17 protein-coding genes are annotated in these 14,964 nt (G+C 65.9%); 8 read left to right on the forward strand and 9 right to left on the reverse strand.

Translation table 11 applies throughout. From position 1 onward, the window contains the following. Nucleotides 1-14 precede the first annotated feature (14 nt). The gene (locus tag MTY59_RS17390) at nt 15-665 is read right to left on the reverse strand and encodes a TetR/AcrR family transcriptional regulator (protein WP_221042247.1); all 651 of its coding nucleotides are present in this window, start codon (nt 663-665) and stop codon (nt 15-17) included. A gap of 106 nt (nt 666-771) precedes the next feature. Here MTY59_RS17390 and MTY59_RS17395 point away from each other — a divergent pair, with 106 nt between their 5' ends. Further along, a complete protein-coding gene (locus MTY59_RS17395) occupies nt 772-2,049 on the forward strand; it encodes a cytochrome P450 (protein WP_221042248.1) in 1,278 nt (425 codons plus the stop codon). On the opposite strand, the gene MTY59_RS17400 is transcribed toward MTY59_RS17395, so the two are convergent. Together MTY59_RS17400 and MTY59_RS17405 are read right to left on the reverse strand one after the other, a co-directional pair. Continuing rightward, nucleotides 2,046-2,894, reverse strand: coding sequence for an SIR2 family NAD-dependent protein deacylase (locus MTY59_RS17400; protein WP_221042249.1), 849 nt, complete (start codon nt 2,892-2,894; stop codon nt 2,046-2,048). The genes MTY59_RS17395 and MTY59_RS17400 overlap by 4 nt on opposite strands. Before the next feature lie 18 nt (nt 2,895-2,912). Continuing rightward, nucleotides 2,913-3,452 (reverse strand): cysteine hydrolase family protein, encoded by a 540-nt coding sequence (locus tag MTY59_RS17405; protein WP_221042250.1) that lies wholly within the window; start codon nt 3,450-3,452, stop codon nt 2,913-2,915. A 59-nt stretch (nt 3,453-3,511) separates the two neighbouring features. On the opposite strand from MTY59_RS17405, the gene MTY59_RS17410 reads away from it, so the two are divergent. Next, nucleotides 3,512-5,554 (forward strand): NAD(+) synthase, encoded by a 2,043-nt coding sequence (locus MTY59_RS17410; protein WP_221042251.1) that lies wholly within the window; start codon nt 3,512-3,514, stop codon nt 5,552-5,554. A 54-nt stretch (nt 5,555-5,608) separates the two neighbouring features. Here the strand turns inward: MTY59_RS17410 and MTY59_RS17415 are convergent, their stop codons facing one another. Both MTY59_RS17415 and MTY59_RS17420 read right to left on the reverse strand, forming a co-directional pair. Further along, the gene (locus MTY59_RS17415) at nt 5,609-6,016 is read right to left on the reverse strand and encodes a hypothetical protein (protein WP_221042252.1); all 408 of its coding nucleotides are present in this window, start codon (nt 6,014-6,016) and stop codon (nt 5,609-5,611) included. A 240-nt stretch (nt 6,017-6,256) separates the two neighbouring features. Further along, nucleotides 6,257-7,591 (reverse strand): aminotransferase-like domain-containing protein, encoded by a 1,335-nt coding sequence (locus tag MTY59_RS17420; RefSeq protein WP_221042253.1) that lies wholly within the window; start codon nt 7,589-7,591, stop codon nt 6,257-6,259. 160 nt (nt 7,592-7,751) lie between these two features. Here MTY59_RS17420 and MTY59_RS17425 point away from each other — a divergent pair, with 160 nt between their 5' ends. The 6 genes from MTY59_RS17425 (at nt 7,752) to MTY59_RS17450 (ending at nt 11,736) form a co-directional block, all read left to right on the forward strand. After that, nucleotides 7,752-8,582: an alpha/beta fold hydrolase gene (locus tag MTY59_RS17425; protein WP_221042254.1), complete on the forward strand. Its 831-nt coding sequence runs from the start codon at nt 7,752-7,754 to the stop codon at nt 8,580-8,582. A gap of 14 nt (nt 8,583-8,596) precedes the next feature. Beyond that, on the forward strand, nt 8,597-9,439 hold the full coding sequence (locus MTY59_RS17430; protein WP_221046496.1) for an acyl-CoA thioesterase: 843 nt from the start codon (nt 8,597-8,599) through the stop codon (nt 9,437-9,439). Continuing rightward, complete coding sequence (locus MTY59_RS17435) at nt 9,412-9,819, forward strand: hypothetical protein (protein WP_221042255.1); 408 nt, start codon at nt 9,412-9,414, stop codon at nt 9,817-9,819. Before MTY59_RS17430 ends, MTY59_RS17435 begins: the two co-directional genes overlap by 28 nt. Nucleotides 9,820-9,887: 68 nt before the next feature. Next, the gene (locus MTY59_RS17440) at nt 9,888-10,379 is read left to right on the forward strand and encodes a GNAT family N-acetyltransferase (RefSeq protein ID WP_221042256.1); all 492 of its coding nucleotides are present in this window, start codon (nt 9,888-9,890) and stop codon (nt 10,377-10,379) included. Nucleotides 10,380-10,417: 38 nt separating this feature from the next. Beyond that, nucleotides 10,418-10,903 carry a thioesterase family protein gene (locus MTY59_RS17445; protein ID WP_221042257.1) on the forward strand — a complete coding sequence of 162 codons (486 nt, stop codon included), beginning with the start codon at nt 10,418-10,420 and terminating at the stop codon, nt 10,901-10,903. Nucleotides 10,904-10,917: 14 nt separating this feature from the next. Then, nucleotides 10,918-11,736, forward strand: a complete 819-nt coding sequence (locus MTY59_RS17450) for an isocitrate lyase/PEP mutase family protein (protein WP_221042258.1) — start codon at nt 10,918-10,920, stop codon at nt 11,734-11,736. On the opposite strand, the gene MTY59_RS17455 is transcribed toward MTY59_RS17450, so the two are convergent. The 4 genes from MTY59_RS17455 to MTY59_RS17470 are packed head-to-tail and all read right to left on the reverse strand — an operon-like array spanning nt 11,733 to nt 14,963. Continuing rightward, entirely contained in the window at nt 11,733-12,281 is a 549-nt protein-coding gene (locus MTY59_RS17455) for a YbhB/YbcL family Raf kinase inhibitor-like protein (protein ID WP_250160583.1), read from the reverse strand. The two genes, MTY59_RS17450 and MTY59_RS17455, sit on opposite strands and share 4 nt — an antisense overlap. Beyond that, nucleotides 12,278-12,838, reverse strand: a complete 561-nt coding sequence (locus tag MTY59_RS17460) for a LeuD/DmdB family oxidoreductase small subunit (protein ID WP_221042259.1) — start codon at nt 12,836-12,838, stop codon at nt 12,278-12,280. Before MTY59_RS17460 ends, MTY59_RS17455 begins: the two co-directional genes overlap by 4 nt. Continuing rightward, nucleotides 12,835-14,082, reverse strand: a complete 1,248-nt coding sequence (locus MTY59_RS17465; protein WP_221042260.1) for a 3-isopropylmalate dehydratase large subunit — start codon at nt 14,080-14,082, stop codon at nt 12,835-12,837. Before MTY59_RS17465 ends, MTY59_RS17460 begins: the two co-directional genes overlap by 4 nt. Then, entirely contained in the window at nt 14,073-14,963 is an 891-nt protein-coding gene (locus MTY59_RS17470; protein ID WP_221042261.1) for an isocitrate lyase/PEP mutase family protein, read from the reverse strand. Before MTY59_RS17470 ends, MTY59_RS17465 begins: the two co-directional genes overlap by 10 nt. Between the last annotated feature and the right edge of the window lies 1 nt (nt 14,964).

A 14,964-nucleotide genomic window follows, 5' to 3' on the forward strand; every position in this document is an offset into this window, starting at 1 on the left:
GCCGCACGTCCGGGTCAACGCTCCGAGATTGGCTTGAGATACAGTGCGCCCCAGACAATTTCGGCCAGGGTCGCGGCCAGCTCGGCATCGTAGTCAGGCGGATTGGCCGGCAGGTTCTGCTGGCAGGCCCGCTCGACCATCCAGGTCAGCGCGCTCGCGGTGGTCAGCGGGGCCAGCTCGCGGCGGATCGAGCCGTCGGCCTGGCCGGCCTCGATGACCTGGGTGAACTGCTCGGAGATGCCGGTCAGCAGTTCGCGATACGTTTGCGCCGTCAGCGGGTCGTAGGCGGACATCTCGTTGAGCGCGACCAGCACCGCCTGGTGCCGCCGGTAGGTGGCGATGATGCGGCTCATCGCCGTGCGCACGTCGTCCGGGTCATGCCGCCCGGCCACGCTCCACCAACTTCGTGCGCCGTCGGTCAGATCGCCGAACACCTGGCCCGCGAGCCGTCGCAGCAGTTGCCCTTTGTCCTCGAAGTAGATGTAGAAGCTGGCCCGGGAAATGCCGGCCTCGCCGGAGAGCCGATCCACGCTCAGTTCGGTGAAGCTCGCGCCATCGCGCATCAGCCGCTCGGTGGCGTCCAGCAGGCGGCGCTCCATTTGTTCGCGCCGCTGTTCGCGCCCCAGGCGCCGGTGGCCCTGCGGCTTGCGGGTGAGCGACGGCATGCGCCGAGCATAACCGAAGAGCCGACATATTGACTAGACATAGTGTCTAGGCATATCGTCGCCACTGGGAGCCTGTGACCGGGGTCATACAGAGGGAGGATCAGCAATGGCCGTGATGACGGGGAAGTCCGGGACCGACAAGTCCGGTCGTGCCTACGACGAGATCGATCTGTCCTCGCGGGCGTTCTGGTCCACCACCGCGGCGGATCGGGAACGCTCCTTCGCCGTGCTGCGCGCCGAGCGCCCGGTGAGCTGGCACCCACCCGTCGAAGACTCGCTGATGCCCGATCCGGCCGACCCGGGTTTCTGGGCGGTCACCCGGCGCTCCGACATCGTCGCGGTCAGCCGCAACAACGACGTCTTCCTGTCCGGCCGGGGCGTGATGTTCGAGAGCATTCCGGTGGAGCTGCTCGAGGCGTCGCAGTCGTTCCTCGCGATGGACCCGCCGCGACACACCAAGCTGCGCAAGCTCGCTCACGCCGCGCTCAGCCCCCGGCAGGTCCGCCGGATCGAGGACTCGATCAAGGCGAACGCGAAGACCATCGTCGAAGAACTGCGGGCCGCCGGTAGCGGCGCGGACTTCGTCGACCACTGCGCCAAAGAACTGCCCATCCGCACCCTGTCGGACATGATGGGGATCCCGGAGTCCGAGCGTGAGCGCATGGCGCACGCCACCGACGCCCTGGTGTCCTGGGCCGACCCGGAATTCCTCGACGGGCGGCCGGCGATGGAAGTCCTGGTGGAAAACCAGCTGTATCTGCACCAGGTCGTCGGCACCCTGGCCACCCGACGCCGCGAGCACCCCGGCGACGACCTGATCAGCAGCCTGGTCACCGCCGAGGTGGACGGCGACCGCCTGGAAGACGCGGAGGTGGCGGCGTTCTTCGTGCTGCTCTCCGTGGCGGGCAACGACACCACCCGGCAGACCATCAGCCACACGCTGCGCGCGCTCACCGACTTCCCCGACCAGAAAGCTTGGCTGCTCGAGGATTTCGACAACCGCATCGGCGCCGCCATCGAGGAGTTCATCCGCTGGGCGACGCCGGTCATGACCTTCCGCCGCACGGCCGCAACGGATGTCGAGCTGGGCGGTCAGACCATCCTGGCGGGAGAGAAGGTGGTCATGTTCTATCCGTCCGGCAACTGGGACACCGAGGTCTTCGACCACCCGGAACGCTTGAACTTGAGCCGCGACCCCAATCCGCACGTCGGCTTCGGCGGTGGCGGGCTGCACTTTTGCCTCGGTGCGCACGTGGCCCGCGCGCAGCTGCGGGCCATCTTCGGCGAGCTGTTCCGTCAGCTGCCCGACATCCGGGCGGGTGAGCCCGCCTACCTGGCGGGCAACTTCGTGCACGCCATCCGCGCCATGCCGTGCACCTTCTAATGCGTTGCCAGGGGCGCTAACTCGTCGGCGAGTAGGGCCAGCAATTCCGAGCAGCCGCCGTCGACCTTGACGGTGGCCAGGTCGTCGCCGCGGGTACTGCCACGGTTGACGATGGCCACCGGGATGCCCAGCGCGGCGGCGTGCCGCACAAACCGGTAGCCGGAGAACACGGTCAGCGACGAGCCCGCGACCAGCAGCGTCTCTGCCCGCTCAACCCATTTATAAGCCTCCGCCACAACATCTTTGGAAACGCTTTCACCGAAATAGACGATGTCCGGCTTGAGCATGCCGCCGCAGCGCTGGCAATCCAGGTAGCGAAACGACGAGGTATCGGTGACAACTGCGTCGGCGTCGGGGGCCACCGCGAGCCCTCCGATCGCTTCGGCGCGCTCGATGAAGCCGGGGTTGAGCGCCTCCAGCCGCTCGCCCAATGCGGCACGCGTCATGGTGAATCCACAGTCCAAACAGATCACCTGCGCGTAGGTGCCGTGCAGGTTGATGACGTTGCGGCTGCCGGCCTTGGTGTGCAGCAGGTCGACGTTCTGGGTGATCACGCCGGTGACCACCGACGCGTCCTCGAGCGCGGCGAGTGCGCGGTGGCCGGCGTTGGGCAGCGTGTCGTCCATGTGCCGCCAGCCAACGTGGTTGCGTGCCCAATACCGCTGCCGAAACGCCGGATCGCCGGTGAACTGGCGGATCGTCATCGGGTTGCTCGGCGGTGAGTCCGGCCCGCGGTAGTCGGGAATGCCCGAATCGGTGGAGATGCCCGCGCCCGTCAGCACCGCGATCCGGCGACCGGCCAGCAGCGTGACCAGTTCGGGCGATTCTGCGCAGCCGACGGTCACCTCATCCAGAGTACGTATTCAGCCCAGGCAGTCCGCCGCGGTCGTGAGCTCGGCGGACATATTTTGCTGCATCATCTTGCACGCCGCCTCGCCCAGGTCGGGGTCGATGTGTGCGACGGCATCGGTCGGGATCACGAACGGGAAGTGCCGGACGTACGCATCCAGGGCGGTGTAGAGGATGCATTGCTCGGTGACCTGACCGGTGATGATCAGCCGCTTGGTTTCCAGCCGGTTGAGCAGATATGCCAGCGCCGTCGCGTAAAACGCGCTGTGCCGGACCTTTGTCATCACGCGGCACTCATCGGTCGGCAGGATCGGCTTGACCAGATCGGGCCGGGCCCCGTCACGGGCGGAGCGGACGATGTCGGAGAATTCCGCGGTGAAGTCGCCGTAATTGTCGTTGACATAGACCAGGTCGACGTCATCGGATTCACGTGCCCGCCGAACCAAACCGGTCAAAGGCTCGATGATCTTCTCGACATTGGGTATTAGATTTTCAGCGTCGGGATGCTGATACGTGTTCATCATGTCGACCACTAAGACAGCGGTGTCACTCATGCCGTCCGGGATACCCGGCGGCTACCGGTTGACACTCACGGGACGACAATGGAAGGACGATGGACTTTTACAACGCTTATAGCCAGGGCTTTGCCCGCGTCGCCGCATGCACGCACCACACGGTCATCGCTGACCCGGCCGCGAATGCCGAATCGGTGCTGCGGATGGCCAGGGAGTGCCACGACGACGCTGTCGCGCTGGCCGTCTTCCCCGAGCTCACGCTGTCCGGGTACTCCATCGAAGACATCGTGCTGCAGGACCTGCTTCTCGACGATGTCGAGAAGGCCGTCGCGGAGATTGTCGCGGCCTCGGCCGAATTGCTGCCGGTCCTGGTCGTCGGGGCCCCGCTGCGTCATCGGCACCGGATCTACAACGCCGCCGTGATCATCCACCGCGGCGTGGTGCTCGGGGTGGCGCCGAAGTCGTACCTGCCCACCTATCGGGAGTTCTACGAACGCCGCCAGCTCGCACCCGGAGACGACGAGCGCGGCACCATCCGCGTCGCGGGGGCCGAGGTGCCGTTCGGTCCCGACCTGCTCTTCGAGGCTTCCGACGTCCCCGGCCTGGTGCTGCACGTCGAAATCTGCGAGGACATGTTCGTGCCGATCCCGCCGAGCGCGGAGGCCGCGCTGGCGGGTGCGACGGTGTTGGCCAACCTGTCCGGCAGTCCGATCACGATCGGCCGCGCCGAGGACCGCTGCCTGCTGGCCCGTTCGGCCTCGTCACGTTGCCTAGCCGCCTACGTGTATTCGGCTGCCGGGGAAGGTGAATCGACGACCGACCTGGCCTGGGACGGTCAGACCATGGTGTTCGAGAACGGCGTGATGCTGGCCCAGTCCGAGCGATTCCCCAAAGGCGAGCGACTCAGCATCGCCGACATCGACATCGAATTGCTTCGCTCGGAACGGCTCCGGATGGGCACCTTCGACGACAACCGGCGCCATCACCGGACGACGACGGACACCTACCGGCGCATCGAGTTCCGGCTGGAGCCACCGTCCGGCGACATCGGGCTGCGACGCGAGGTCGAACGCTTTCCCTTTGTTCCCGCCGATCCGCAACGGCTGGAACAGGATTGCTTCGAGGGTTACAACATCCAGGTCGCCGGTCTCGAACAGCGGCTGCGCGCGCTGGACTTCCCGAAAATCGTCATCGGGATCTCCGGCGGTCTGGACTCGACGCATGCCCTGATCGTCGCCGCCCGCGCGATGGATCGCGAACAACGGCCGCGCAGTGACATTCTGGCGTTCACGCTGCCCGGCTTCGCGACCGGGGACCACACCAAACGTAATGCGGCCGAGCTGTGCCGCACGCTGGGCGTGACGTTCGCCGAGATCGACATCCGCGAGTCCGCGGAGCTGATGCTCAAGGAGATGGATCACCCGTTCGGCCGGGGAGAGAAGGTGTACGACGTCACCTTCGAAAACGTCCAGGCCGGTTTGCGCACGGACTACCTGTTCCGGCTGGCCAACCAGCGCGGCGGAATCGTGCTGGGCACCGGCGACCTGTCCGAACTGGGGCTGGGTTGGTCGACATACGGTGTCGGCGACCAGATGTCGCACTACAACGTCAACGGCGGTGTGCCCAAAACGCTGATCCAGCACCTGATCCGCTGGGTGATCTCGTCGGAACAGTTCGAGCCGGAGGTCAGCGAGGTGCTGCAGTCGGTGCTCGACACCGAGATCACCCCCGAGCTGGTTCCCAGCGGCGAGGAGGAGGAGCTGCAGAGCAGCGAGGCGAAAGTGGGCCCGTTTTCGCTGCAAGACTTTTCGCTATTTTACGTGCTGCGCTTCGGATTCCGGCCGTCGAAGATCGCCTTCCTGGCCTGGCACGCGTGGAGCGATCCCGAACACGGTATCTGGCCACCCGGTTTCCCCCAGGACAAACGGCCATCCTACTCGCTGAAGGAAATTCGGCACTGGCTGCAGGTTTTCGTGCAGCGGTTCTACTCGTTCAGCCAGTTCAAGCGTTCGGCCCTGCCCAATGGCCCCAAGGTGTCGCACGGGGGTTCGCTGTCGCCGCGCGGGGATTGGCGCGCGCCATCCGACATGTCGGCGCGCATCTGGCTCGACGAGATCGACCGCGAGGTTCCCGAGGAGTAGCCCGCGCACTCACGGGCCCGCCCGGCGGTACCGGGCGGGTCGTGAGCGGTCCGCCTACGCCCTGGCGCGGCGCCAGCCCTGATATTGGATTTCGGCGATTACCAGCGTGCCCACGCCGGCCGTCAGGTTCAACACCACGCCGGTCGACGTCAACGGGAAGACGTCGGCGAGCACCAGAACGATTGCGGCCACCGTGTACGCCACGTTCGCGATGATGACGGCCATGCCGGCGCGCCGCACCGATGGCAGGGCGGCCAGCCCGAACACGACGATGCCGTAGGCGATCAAGAACGCGCCCATGCCGTACTCGAACGCCTTCGTGGTGCCCGAGACGTCGGCGAGCCGGTTGGCGAACGGCATACCGGCCAGGCCGACCAGTCCGCTGATGGCGGCGTCGGCCCGCATGGCAAGGCGAAGCAAGCCGTCCCGGGTGCCCGTGCGGTCGATCGTGGTTGCGGACATGATGTTCCTTTCTGTGGCGGACTGCGATCACCACCGACGCTGCTCGCAAACCACTGCCAGATCGACGCCAGCCGCTGCCAAACGCTGCCAACCGCAGGTCAGCGGGGTACTCGTGCTGGGAACGGTCCCCGGCGGACATCTCGACGCATACTCCACCGACGCTCGGGCAGAGTTCGCACCACACCTCACGCCGCGGGTCGGACACCTCAGTCGTGTGTCTCCTGGGGCCGAAAACCGCGTCTACCACTGCGCCGACAACACGACTTCGCGAACTCGGTCAAGTGCGCTGGCGAGCCCCTCCAGCGGCGGTGTGCCAAGTGCGAGGCGCAAGGCGTTCGGCGGATGCGATGTGACGCAGAAGGCCTCGGCAGTCGACACCAGGATGCCTTCGTTTGCCAACTGGTGTGCCACGGCGTCACTACGCGCGTTGTCCGGCAGGCTCAGCCAGCCGTAGTAACAGGCGGCCGGGCCGTGGTAGTTAAGTCCCTCTAGTGCGCGATGGGCAATCTGCTGGCGCTCCGCGGCGTCGCTGCGACGTCTCTTTTCCAGCCTGGTGACCGTGCCGTCGGTGAGCCAACCGCTGACCAACACCGACACCAGACTCGAGGTGCCCCAACTCGATGTGCGCACGGCCTGTTTGGCAGTCGAGACGTATTCGTCCGGCACCACGACGAACCCGAAACGTAAACCGGTGGCAAGGTTCTTCGACAGGCTTGCCACATGCAGGGTGCGTTCCGGGGCTAATGCGTATAGTGTTGGGCCGCAATGTGGTTCGAGGAACGCGTAGGTGCCGTCCTCGATCACCGCACAATCGTGCCGGCGCGCAGTTTCGGCGAGGCGGATGCGCTGTTCGTGCGACATTGTGTAGCCGAGCGGGTTATGCAAAGTAGGGATTGTGTAAATGGCCTCGACCCGGCGACGAGCGCACAGGTCTTCCAGTGCGTCGAGATCTGGACCCGCGGGGCTGGAGGGAAACGACACCAGCTCCAGGGCGCGGTCATCGGCCTGCAGCTTGATGCCGGGATAGGTCAGTTCGTCGACGGCAACGATCGCCCCCGGCCGCGTCAGTACGCGTAGCGCGATATCCAGACCGTGCTGGGATCCGGCTGCCAGTACGACGTTGTTGGGTGGCACGTCTATCCCGCGATCGAGGAGATAGGTTGCGACCGCGGCCTTTTCGATAGTTCGACCACCGGGTGCATGCTGGATCAGCAGCGACTGCAGGTCGCCTGTGGCGGCCAGCTGCCGCAACGCCTCACGTAACTGTTCCGCCTGGTCGTCTGCCAGCGGTTGGTTGAACGATAAGTCGGCAGTGCGGGATGCGATGGGGATTCGGCGTCCGTCGAGGCCGCCATAGCCGCCCTGGTCGCGGACGAACGTGCCGCGGCCGGGTTCGCCGACCACTAGGCCTGCGCGCGCGAGGTGAGCGTAGACGCGGGTCGCGGTGGCCAAGGCGATGCCATGCTGCCGGGCAAGGTCGCGGTGGGTCGGCAGCCGGGTGCCGGGCGCCAATTGCCCATCGCGGATCTCGGCGGTCAATCGATCCACGATCGCTGTATAGCGGCTGGTCGGCACGGGTAGCCCGCCCTTGTATCTAGGACAATTTCTCGATTGTTCTATCACACCCGGATACGCTGCGAAAGAGCAACCAACCAACCACTGGGTTGCCTAGGGCGCAGTTCCCTGGTGAAGGCGACACGTGCACCGACCCGGGCCTGCGCAGGTAGGAGTCATCATGAAAGCGATCGAAATTAGCTCCGGCACAATTTATTACGAGGAGACCGGGCCCGAAAACGGCAGGCCGGTGGTGTTCGTGCACGGATACATGATGGGTGGGCAAGTGTGGCGCCGCGTCAGCGCGGAACTCGCCGCGGTCGGGCTGCGCTGCATCGCCCCCACCTGGCCGATGGGTGCGCACCCGGAGCCGCTGCGCCCGGGCGCCGATCGCACCATCGCGGGCGTTGCCGGAATCGTTGCCGAGGTGCTTGCGGCCCTTGACCTCGAAGACGTGGTGTTGGTCGGCAACGACTCCGGCGGTGTCGTAACGCAACTCGTCGCGGTGCACCATCACGACCGAATTGGCGCCATGGTGCTGACGAGTTGCGATGCCTTCGAACATTTCCCGCCGCCGATCCTCAATCCGATGATCATGGCGGCCAAGTCCAAACTGTCCTTCCGGCTGATGCTGCAAACGATGCGGCTATCCGGTGTCCGCAAGCGCGCGTATGGCGCCTTGGCCCACCGCGACATCGACGACCTGGCCCAGACGTGGGTGCGGGCGGCGCTGTCAAATCCGGCAGTCGCGGAAGACTTGCGCCGGCTCACGCTGTCGTTTCGGACCGAGGTCACTACCGGCGTCGCCGCCCGGCTGCCGGAATTCGACAAGCCGGCCCTCATCGCATGGTCGGCTGATGACGTGTTCTTCGAGCAAGAGGATGGCGAACGATTGGCGGCCATCCTCCCGAACGCCCGGTTCGCGGTGATCGAGGGAGCCCGCACCTTTTCGATGGTGGATCGGCCGGCCCGGCTCGCCGACTTGCTTTCGACCGTCGCGGTGCGGGCGTAGTGAAAGACCCCGCCATGCCCCTCGCTCACCCTTTTGACGGCGCGATTGAACTCGATCCCGTCGACCGCAATATCAGCCGGGGCCGCACTCATCCGGGGTGGACATCCATGGTGAGCCCGTTCGGCGGAATCACCGTTGCCACGCTGGTGCGTGCCGTCGAGACACACCCCGACCGCGTCGGCGAACCCATCGCGCTGACCGTAAATTTCCTGGCACCCATCGCCGACGGCGAGTTCGACATTTCGCTTCGCGCCGTGCGCACGAACCGCACCAACCAGCACTGGCTGCTTGAGCTCAGCCAAGACGGCGAAGTCAGGAACACCGCGACGGCGCTATTTGGATTTCGCCGCGACACCTGGGGTGACACCGAAGCTAGTCCGCCGAAAACACCGCCGCCAGAACAGATCGCGCCAGACCGCGCCCAGGGCGACTTCGTCGGCTGGGGACGTCTGTACGACCTGCGGTTCGCCGAGGGCGCCTTTCCGGGACAAGGCGCACTGCCCAGTCCCTCCGCGACTACGACGATGTGGATTCGCGACACAGCACAGCGCCGCATCGACTACCCGGCACTTGCCGCCGTGTGTGATGTGTTCTGCCCACGCGCTTTCTTACGCTGTGGTGGACCGGTTCCTGCCGGGACTATCTCCCTGACGACGTATTTCCACGCCGATCAGCGAGAGCTTGACGCCCTCCGTGGCGACTACATCCTCGGTACCGCGCACGCCAACCGATTTTCCCGGGGCTACTTCGATCAGAGCGTGCAGCTGTGGTCTCGCGATGCTGTGTTGCTGGCCACCTCGCACCAGATCGTCTACTTCAAAGGAAACGCATGTACGCCAATCCAGTTGTCTACCTAGACAGCCGCGACGGGTTGCTGCGCCTGGCAATGCGCGCGGACGCCGTGATCAGTGGCATTTTCGGAATAGCCGGTCTGGCTGGGTGGATGCCTGAGTTCTCAGGAGCCACAAGGGCTTTCGAATACGGGGTTGACTCTTTCTTCGTCGTTTACGGTGTGATCGTGCTGGGACTGGCCGCGCTGCCACCCGTGCTCCGCACTGGTATCGGCGTAGTCGTCGCCAATCTTCTCTATACGGCGGCTGCCGTTGTCCTGGTGGTCGAACATCTGGTTCCGTTGACCGCCAGTGGCATGGTCTTCGCAACGGCATCCGCCGTTTACACGCTGGCATTTGCTCAGCTGCAGTACCTTGGCTGGCGCCGCGTCAAGAGGTCCCGGTGATGCCGGTCGCACGCCATGCGGCGGCGACCGCACCTATACCCGGCGGTGCGCGGCAATGCCGTGGTGGCGTGGCAGGACTGGAGATCCGTCGATCGCCGTTGGTCTATCTCCGACCGGCCAGGCCCAGCGACGGGCCGGCTTTGCTTCGCATGCACGAGCGGTGCAGCCCCGCGACGCGTTATTCCAGATGGTTGGCGCCGAGCTCGATCTTCCCGCGGGTGTATTTGCGGGCCGCACTCGCCGGCGGCGACGAACACATCGCGATAGTGGCAGTGCGCGGTGGCCGGCCAGCGATTGTCATCGGATTGGCCAGTGCCGCACTAACTTCAGAGGGTCAGCGCGAACTGGGGCTCCTAGTAGAGGATCACTACCAGGGGCAAGGCATCGGCAGACGGATGCTTGACTCGCTGGTCGATCTGATCGGACCAGACGAAGATCTGTGTGTATCAGCACTGGGCGAGAATCACTGGCTGCTTGGCAAGCTGTCGCGATTCGGCACGGTAGAGGCCCACCTTGACAACGGGATCATCGATGCGCGCGTGATCCGAGCACCACGTTGACCGCAGAACCGGTTATGGACCAAGGAAGGTGATTTTCAATGACGTATGAATATGCCATTTCCCCCGAATGGCTAACAACCACGGGCCGGCCATACCGGGGCCGGTGCCGGATCAGCGTCTATCCAATCGTCGAGACCAAGGAGTCCCGCTACAGCGACATGGATGTGAACGGCCACCTCAACCATTTGGCGTTGGAGGCGCTACACGAAGACGCGCGGGCGCGCATCAACCAGCAGTATGTCCCTGGCGCTTACGACCCGGCTGATCGCGCCCTTAGGTTGGTGACATCCCAAAACGTCGTGCACTTCCTGGCTGAGGTGCATTGGCCCGCAACGGTCGAGGTCGGCATCGGAATTGGTGGCATCGGCCGTACCTCGGTCGTCGTATCGTCCGGAATTTTCCACGAAGACAGATGCGTCAGCGTCTGTGACATGACCCTCGTCCTGGTCGGAGATTGCGGCCCGGTCGCCTTTCCCGAAGACAACCGGGAAGTGATGCGCAAGTTGCAGCTGCGCTGCGCATGAAGCCAGGAGGCACCATGACGCAAGCCGAATACTACGAACAGTTCCTAGCCCTGCATCACCAGCCCGAAGCGTTCGTGATGCCGAACGCGTGGGACGGGCTGTCGGCACTGATCCTCAAGCACGCAGGTTTTGCCGCACTGGGCACCTCGTCGGCGGCTCTGGCCGCGGCACTGGGCCGCCGCGACGGGTGTCATGCCGTTACCGCCGCCGAACATCTGGCGCACGCCGAGTTGCTCATCGAAGTCGGCCGCCTGCCCGTCAACGGCGACTTCGAGGACGGTTACGGTGCAACGCCTGACGATGTTGCTGCGACGGTGCGCGCCGCCATCGATAGCGGGTTGGCCGGGACCGGCGTGGAGGACACCTCCGGGGATCCCGCTCGTCCAATCCGTGATTTCGACGACGCAGTCGCGCGGGTCCGGGCCGCCGCGCGAGCGGGTCGCGGCCGCATCGTGCTCACCGGGCGCACCGACAATTTCTTGCATCGTCGCAACGATCTTGACGACACGATCCGTCGTCTCACGGCATTCGCGGAGGTCGGTGCCGACGTCCTTTACGCTCCTTACCCGCCGGACATGGCGGCGGTCACGGCGATCGTGCGAGCGGTCGCTCCGAAACCGGTCAACGTCGTGGTCGGGACAAAGTCGGAGACGCCCACGGTGGGACAGCTGTCGGCGGCCGGAGTCAAGCGCATCAGCACCGGGGCGGCGCTGTACAACCACGCTGCCGCGGCAGTGCAGGCCGCGGCAGCGGCACTGGCCCAGGGCGACCTTGCGAGCGCGACGACCGGCATACCGATGCGAGACGTCGCCGCCCTACTTTTCGAGGACTAGCGCTCGTAGGTTCCGGTCAGCGTGCCCCGCGCGAGCACGTGCCCGCGCATCGCGGCCAACAGCCCCTTGGCGGTGGTCACCGTGTCCGGGAGGGCGGCGTCGAGCGCGAACACGTGGAAACGGTAGTGATGTGGCCCGTGGCCGGGAATCGGTCGTGGGCCGGCGTAGCCGTGGTGACCGAGGTCGGCCCGCAGGAAGCGGATTCCCGCGCATCCCGGTTGCAGTGCCCCCGCCGCCACGCCGTCGACGGTCGGTTCGATTACCGCGGCGGTGTGCACCAGCGGGCGGGGGAACGGCACGTCGACGTCGTCGATGAGGAGCGCCAGCTGACGCGTGCCGAGCGGTGGCCCCGACCAACGCAGCGGCGGTGACGTGTTGTCACCCACGCCCTTGCCCGCGCTGGACGCCGGCATGGCTTCGCCGTCGGCGAACGCGGTGCTGGTGACCGTGATGGTGGCGGGTGCGGCGAATGCGCCACCGGCGAGCGGACTTCGGTGGCCGCCCGCGCGCACGCCGCGGAGCATTCGGCCCAGCCGCTCGATCATGCCCCGCTGCCCGCGCCGCGCATGGCCACCGCGGGTGAGCGCAGCAGGTCGCCCAATTCGCTGGGCAGGTAGCCCTGCCGGGCAAGCCGCGGCAGCACGCCGCCGCTCTCGATGATGTCGAGAATCAGGTCGGGCAGCTTCGCGATGGTGCCCGAGGCGCCGGTGGTGTCGTTGCGCCAGCTGCCGTCGGCCAGGTCGAACGTCCCGGTGTCGCCGTCGTTGAACGCCGCGGTGGCATCGGGGACGGTGATCGCCGGCAGCCCGGAGTTCACGGCGTTGCGAAAGAACAGCGAGTTGAATTCCTCGGCGACCAAACCGGCGACGCCGAGCTCGACGAACAACGCCGCCACGGGCCGCGAGGAGCCGAGCCCGAAGTTCTTGCCTGCCAACACGATATCGCCCGGCGACACCTCGTCGGTCCAGCCCGGCCGCACCTCGTAGAAGACGTGCCTGGCGGCCTCGGCGGGTTCCATCTTCATGGCGAACGCCGGATACATTGCGTCGGTGTTCAGGTTGTCGCCGAACACCCAGACTTTGCCGCTGAAACGCAGCGTCATGCGATCACGCTCCTCGGGTCGCTGATGTAGCCGGTGACCGCGGACGCGGCGACGGTGGCCGGGGAGGCCATGTAGATTTCGGCCTCGGTGCTGCCCATACGCCCGGTGAAGTTGCGGGTGCTGGCCGTGATGCACACCTCGCCGGGGCCCACCACGCCCATGTGGTAGCCGAAACAGGCTCCGCAGGTGGAGTTGGTGACGACGGCGCCGGCGTCGGCGAGATCCTGAAGGTAGCCACGCCGCATGGCCTCGCGGTACACGGCCTGCGAGGCGGGCGTCACCAGCAGTCGCACGCCCGGTGCGACGGTCTTGCCGCGCAACAACTGCGCGGCGATCTGCAGGTCCTCGAGTTGCCCGTTGGCGCAGGAGCCGATGAAGGCCTGGTCGATCTTCTGTTTGCCCAATTGCGATACCGGAGAACCATTGCGGCTGACGGTGCCCGGCCGTGCCACATAGGGTTCCAGCGCCGCGAGGTCGATGCGCCGGATGTCCTGGTAGGTGGCGTCGGAATCCGGTGTGACGGCGTCGAATCCGGTGGCCCCGCGTTCGTCGAGAAACGACGCCAACACGTCGTCGGGCTCGAATGTGCTGAAGTCGGCCGACACCTCGGCGCCCTGGGTCGCGATGGTCCGCCGATCGTGCATCGGGATGCCGGCGAGGCCGCCCCCGCCGAACTCGAGGTTCCGATTCGGCGCATCGCCGTATTCGTTGGCGATGTGCAGGAAAATGTCCTTGCCGCTCACCACGTCCGGTTTGGCGCCGTGGAATTCGTAGCGGATCGTCGGCGCGACCTGGAACCAGGTGGAACCGGTGCACATGATGGAATAGATCTCGGCGGGCCCCAGCCCGCGCGCCGCGGTGTTGTATGCGCCCGCCGCGCAGGTGTGAGAGTCGGTGCACGCCAGCACTTCTCCCGGGCGGGCCAGCCCATTCTCAGCGATCACCTGATGGCAGATGCCATGCCGGCCGACGTCGTAGAAGCGCTCGATGCCGAAGTCCGCGACGAACTTGCGGGCGTGGCGGCCGCCCTCGGCATCCTTGATCGTCGGGGCGGGCACGGCGTGATCCATGATCACCGCGAGCTTGTCGGGGTCGTGAATCCTGTTGGGCTGTATCCACATGGTGGCGAACTGCAGGTCGATCAGCACGGTCATGTCGACGTCGACCACGACCGTGTCACCCGGTGCCACCGAGTCCAGCCCGGCCTTGCGCGCGAAGATCTTTTCGATGATGGTCATGCCCATGTGCGGTCCTCGGTGTGTGCGTACTTGTCGTCGAGCGCCCGCCATTCCGACATGCCCACCAGGTTGAAGAAGTCAGCCGGGGAGGTGGGCAGCTGGGCGGCAAGGTCGGTACCGTTGAGTTCGCACAGGCTCTGCAGCATGGCGAACGTCGTCTGCATCAGCAAATTGCTGGGGTGGATGGCGATCGCGTAACCCAATTCCTGCAGTCGTGCCGCCGACTGCAGCGGGGTCAGGCCGCCGAGCACCAGGTTGATCAGCAGGGGAGCGTCGACTTCGTGTGCGATGCGCTCGATTTCGCCGACGTCCTGCGGCGCCTCCACGAAGATGATGTCCGCGCCCGCTTGCGCGTACCGGTTGGCGCGCTCGATCGCCGCATCCAGACCGAGTGGTGCGCGGGCGTCGGTGCGGGCCACCACCAGCAGGTTGTCATCGGCTCTGGCGTCCAGTGCGGCCGCCAGCGTCTGTTCGAACACCGCCGCGTCGACGACCTGCTTGTCCGGCAGGTGGCCGCAACGCTTGGGGAACACCTGGTCCTCCAGCTGGATTGCGGCCACCCCGGCCGCATCGTAGGAACGAACCGTGCGCACCACGTTCATCGGTCCGCCGTACCCGGTGTCGGCGTCGGCGATGAGTGGGACGTCGCCGAGGGCGCCGGTGATCATCGCGACCCGGTCGGCCATCTCGGTCGCGGTGACCAGGCCGATGTCGGGCAAGCCAAAGCCCGACGCCGCCACGCCGGCGCCCGTCATATAGGCGGCGACGTGCCCGGTGCGTCTGGTCAGATGCGCGGAGATGCCGTCGAAAACGCCTGGCGCGACGATGAGTTCGCGTTTGTCCAGCAATGCTTTGAGCCGAGAGCGGGCCGGAGTTGTTGTTGCCATC

It is taken from the genome of Mycobacterium senriense (genome assembly GCF_019668465.1).
GTDB classification, from domain to species: Bacteria; Actinomycetota; Actinomycetes; order Mycobacteriales; family Mycobacteriaceae; genus Mycobacterium; species Mycobacterium senriense.

Bases quoted from the DNA above. Each gene is read 5' to 3' on its own strand.
- MTY59_RS17390 (WP_221042247.1), bottom strand. From the start codon at position 665: ATGCCGTCGCTCACCCGCAAGCCGCAGGGCCACCGGCGCCTGGGGCGC.
- MTY59_RS17395 (WP_221042248.1), top strand. From the start codon at position 772: ATGGCCGTGATGACGGGGAAGTCCGGGACCGACAAGTCCGGTCGTGCC.
- MTY59_RS17405 (WP_221042250.1), bottom strand. From the start codon at position 3,452: ATGAGTGACACCGCTGTCTTAGTGGTCGACATGATGAACACGTATCAG.
- MTY59_RS17410 (WP_221042251.1), top strand. From the start codon at position 3,512: ATGGACTTTTACAACGCTTATAGCCAGGGCTTTGCCCGCGTCGCCGCA.
- MTY59_RS17415 (WP_221042252.1), bottom strand. From the start codon at position 6,016: ATGTCCGCAACCACGATCGACCGCACGGGCACCCGGGACGGCTTGCTT.
- MTY59_RS17425 (WP_221042254.1), top strand. From the start codon at position 7,752: ATGAAAGCGATCGAAATTAGCTCCGGCACAATTTATTACGAGGAGACC.
- MTY59_RS17430 (WP_221046496.1), top strand. From the start codon at position 8,597: ATGCCCCTCGCTCACCCTTTTGACGGCGCGATTGAACTCGATCCCGTC.
- MTY59_RS17435 (WP_221042255.1), top strand. From the start codon at position 9,412: ATGTACGCCAATCCAGTTGTCTACCTAGACAGCCGCGACGGGTTGCTG.
- MTY59_RS17445 (WP_221042257.1), top strand. From the start codon at position 10,418: ATGACGTATGAATATGCCATTTCCCCCGAATGGCTAACAACCACGGGC.
- MTY59_RS17450 (WP_221042258.1), top strand. From the start codon at position 10,918: ATGACGCAAGCCGAATACTACGAACAGTTCCTAGCCCTGCATCACCAG.
- MTY59_RS17455 (WP_250160583.1), bottom strand. From the start codon at position 12,281: ATGATCGAGCGGCTGGGCCGAATGCTCCGCGGCGTGCGCGCGGGCGGC.
- MTY59_RS17460 (WP_221042259.1), bottom strand. From the start codon at position 12,838: ATGACGCTGCGTTTCAGCGGCAAAGTCTGGGTGTTCGGCGACAACCTG.
- MTY59_RS17465 (WP_221042260.1), bottom strand. From the start codon at position 14,082: ATGGGCATGACCATCATCGAAAAGATCTTCGCGCGCAAGGCCGGGCTG.
- MTY59_RS17470 (WP_221042261.1), bottom strand. From the start codon at position 14,963: ATGGCAACAACAACTCCGGCCCGCTCTCGGCTCAAAGCATTGCTGGAC.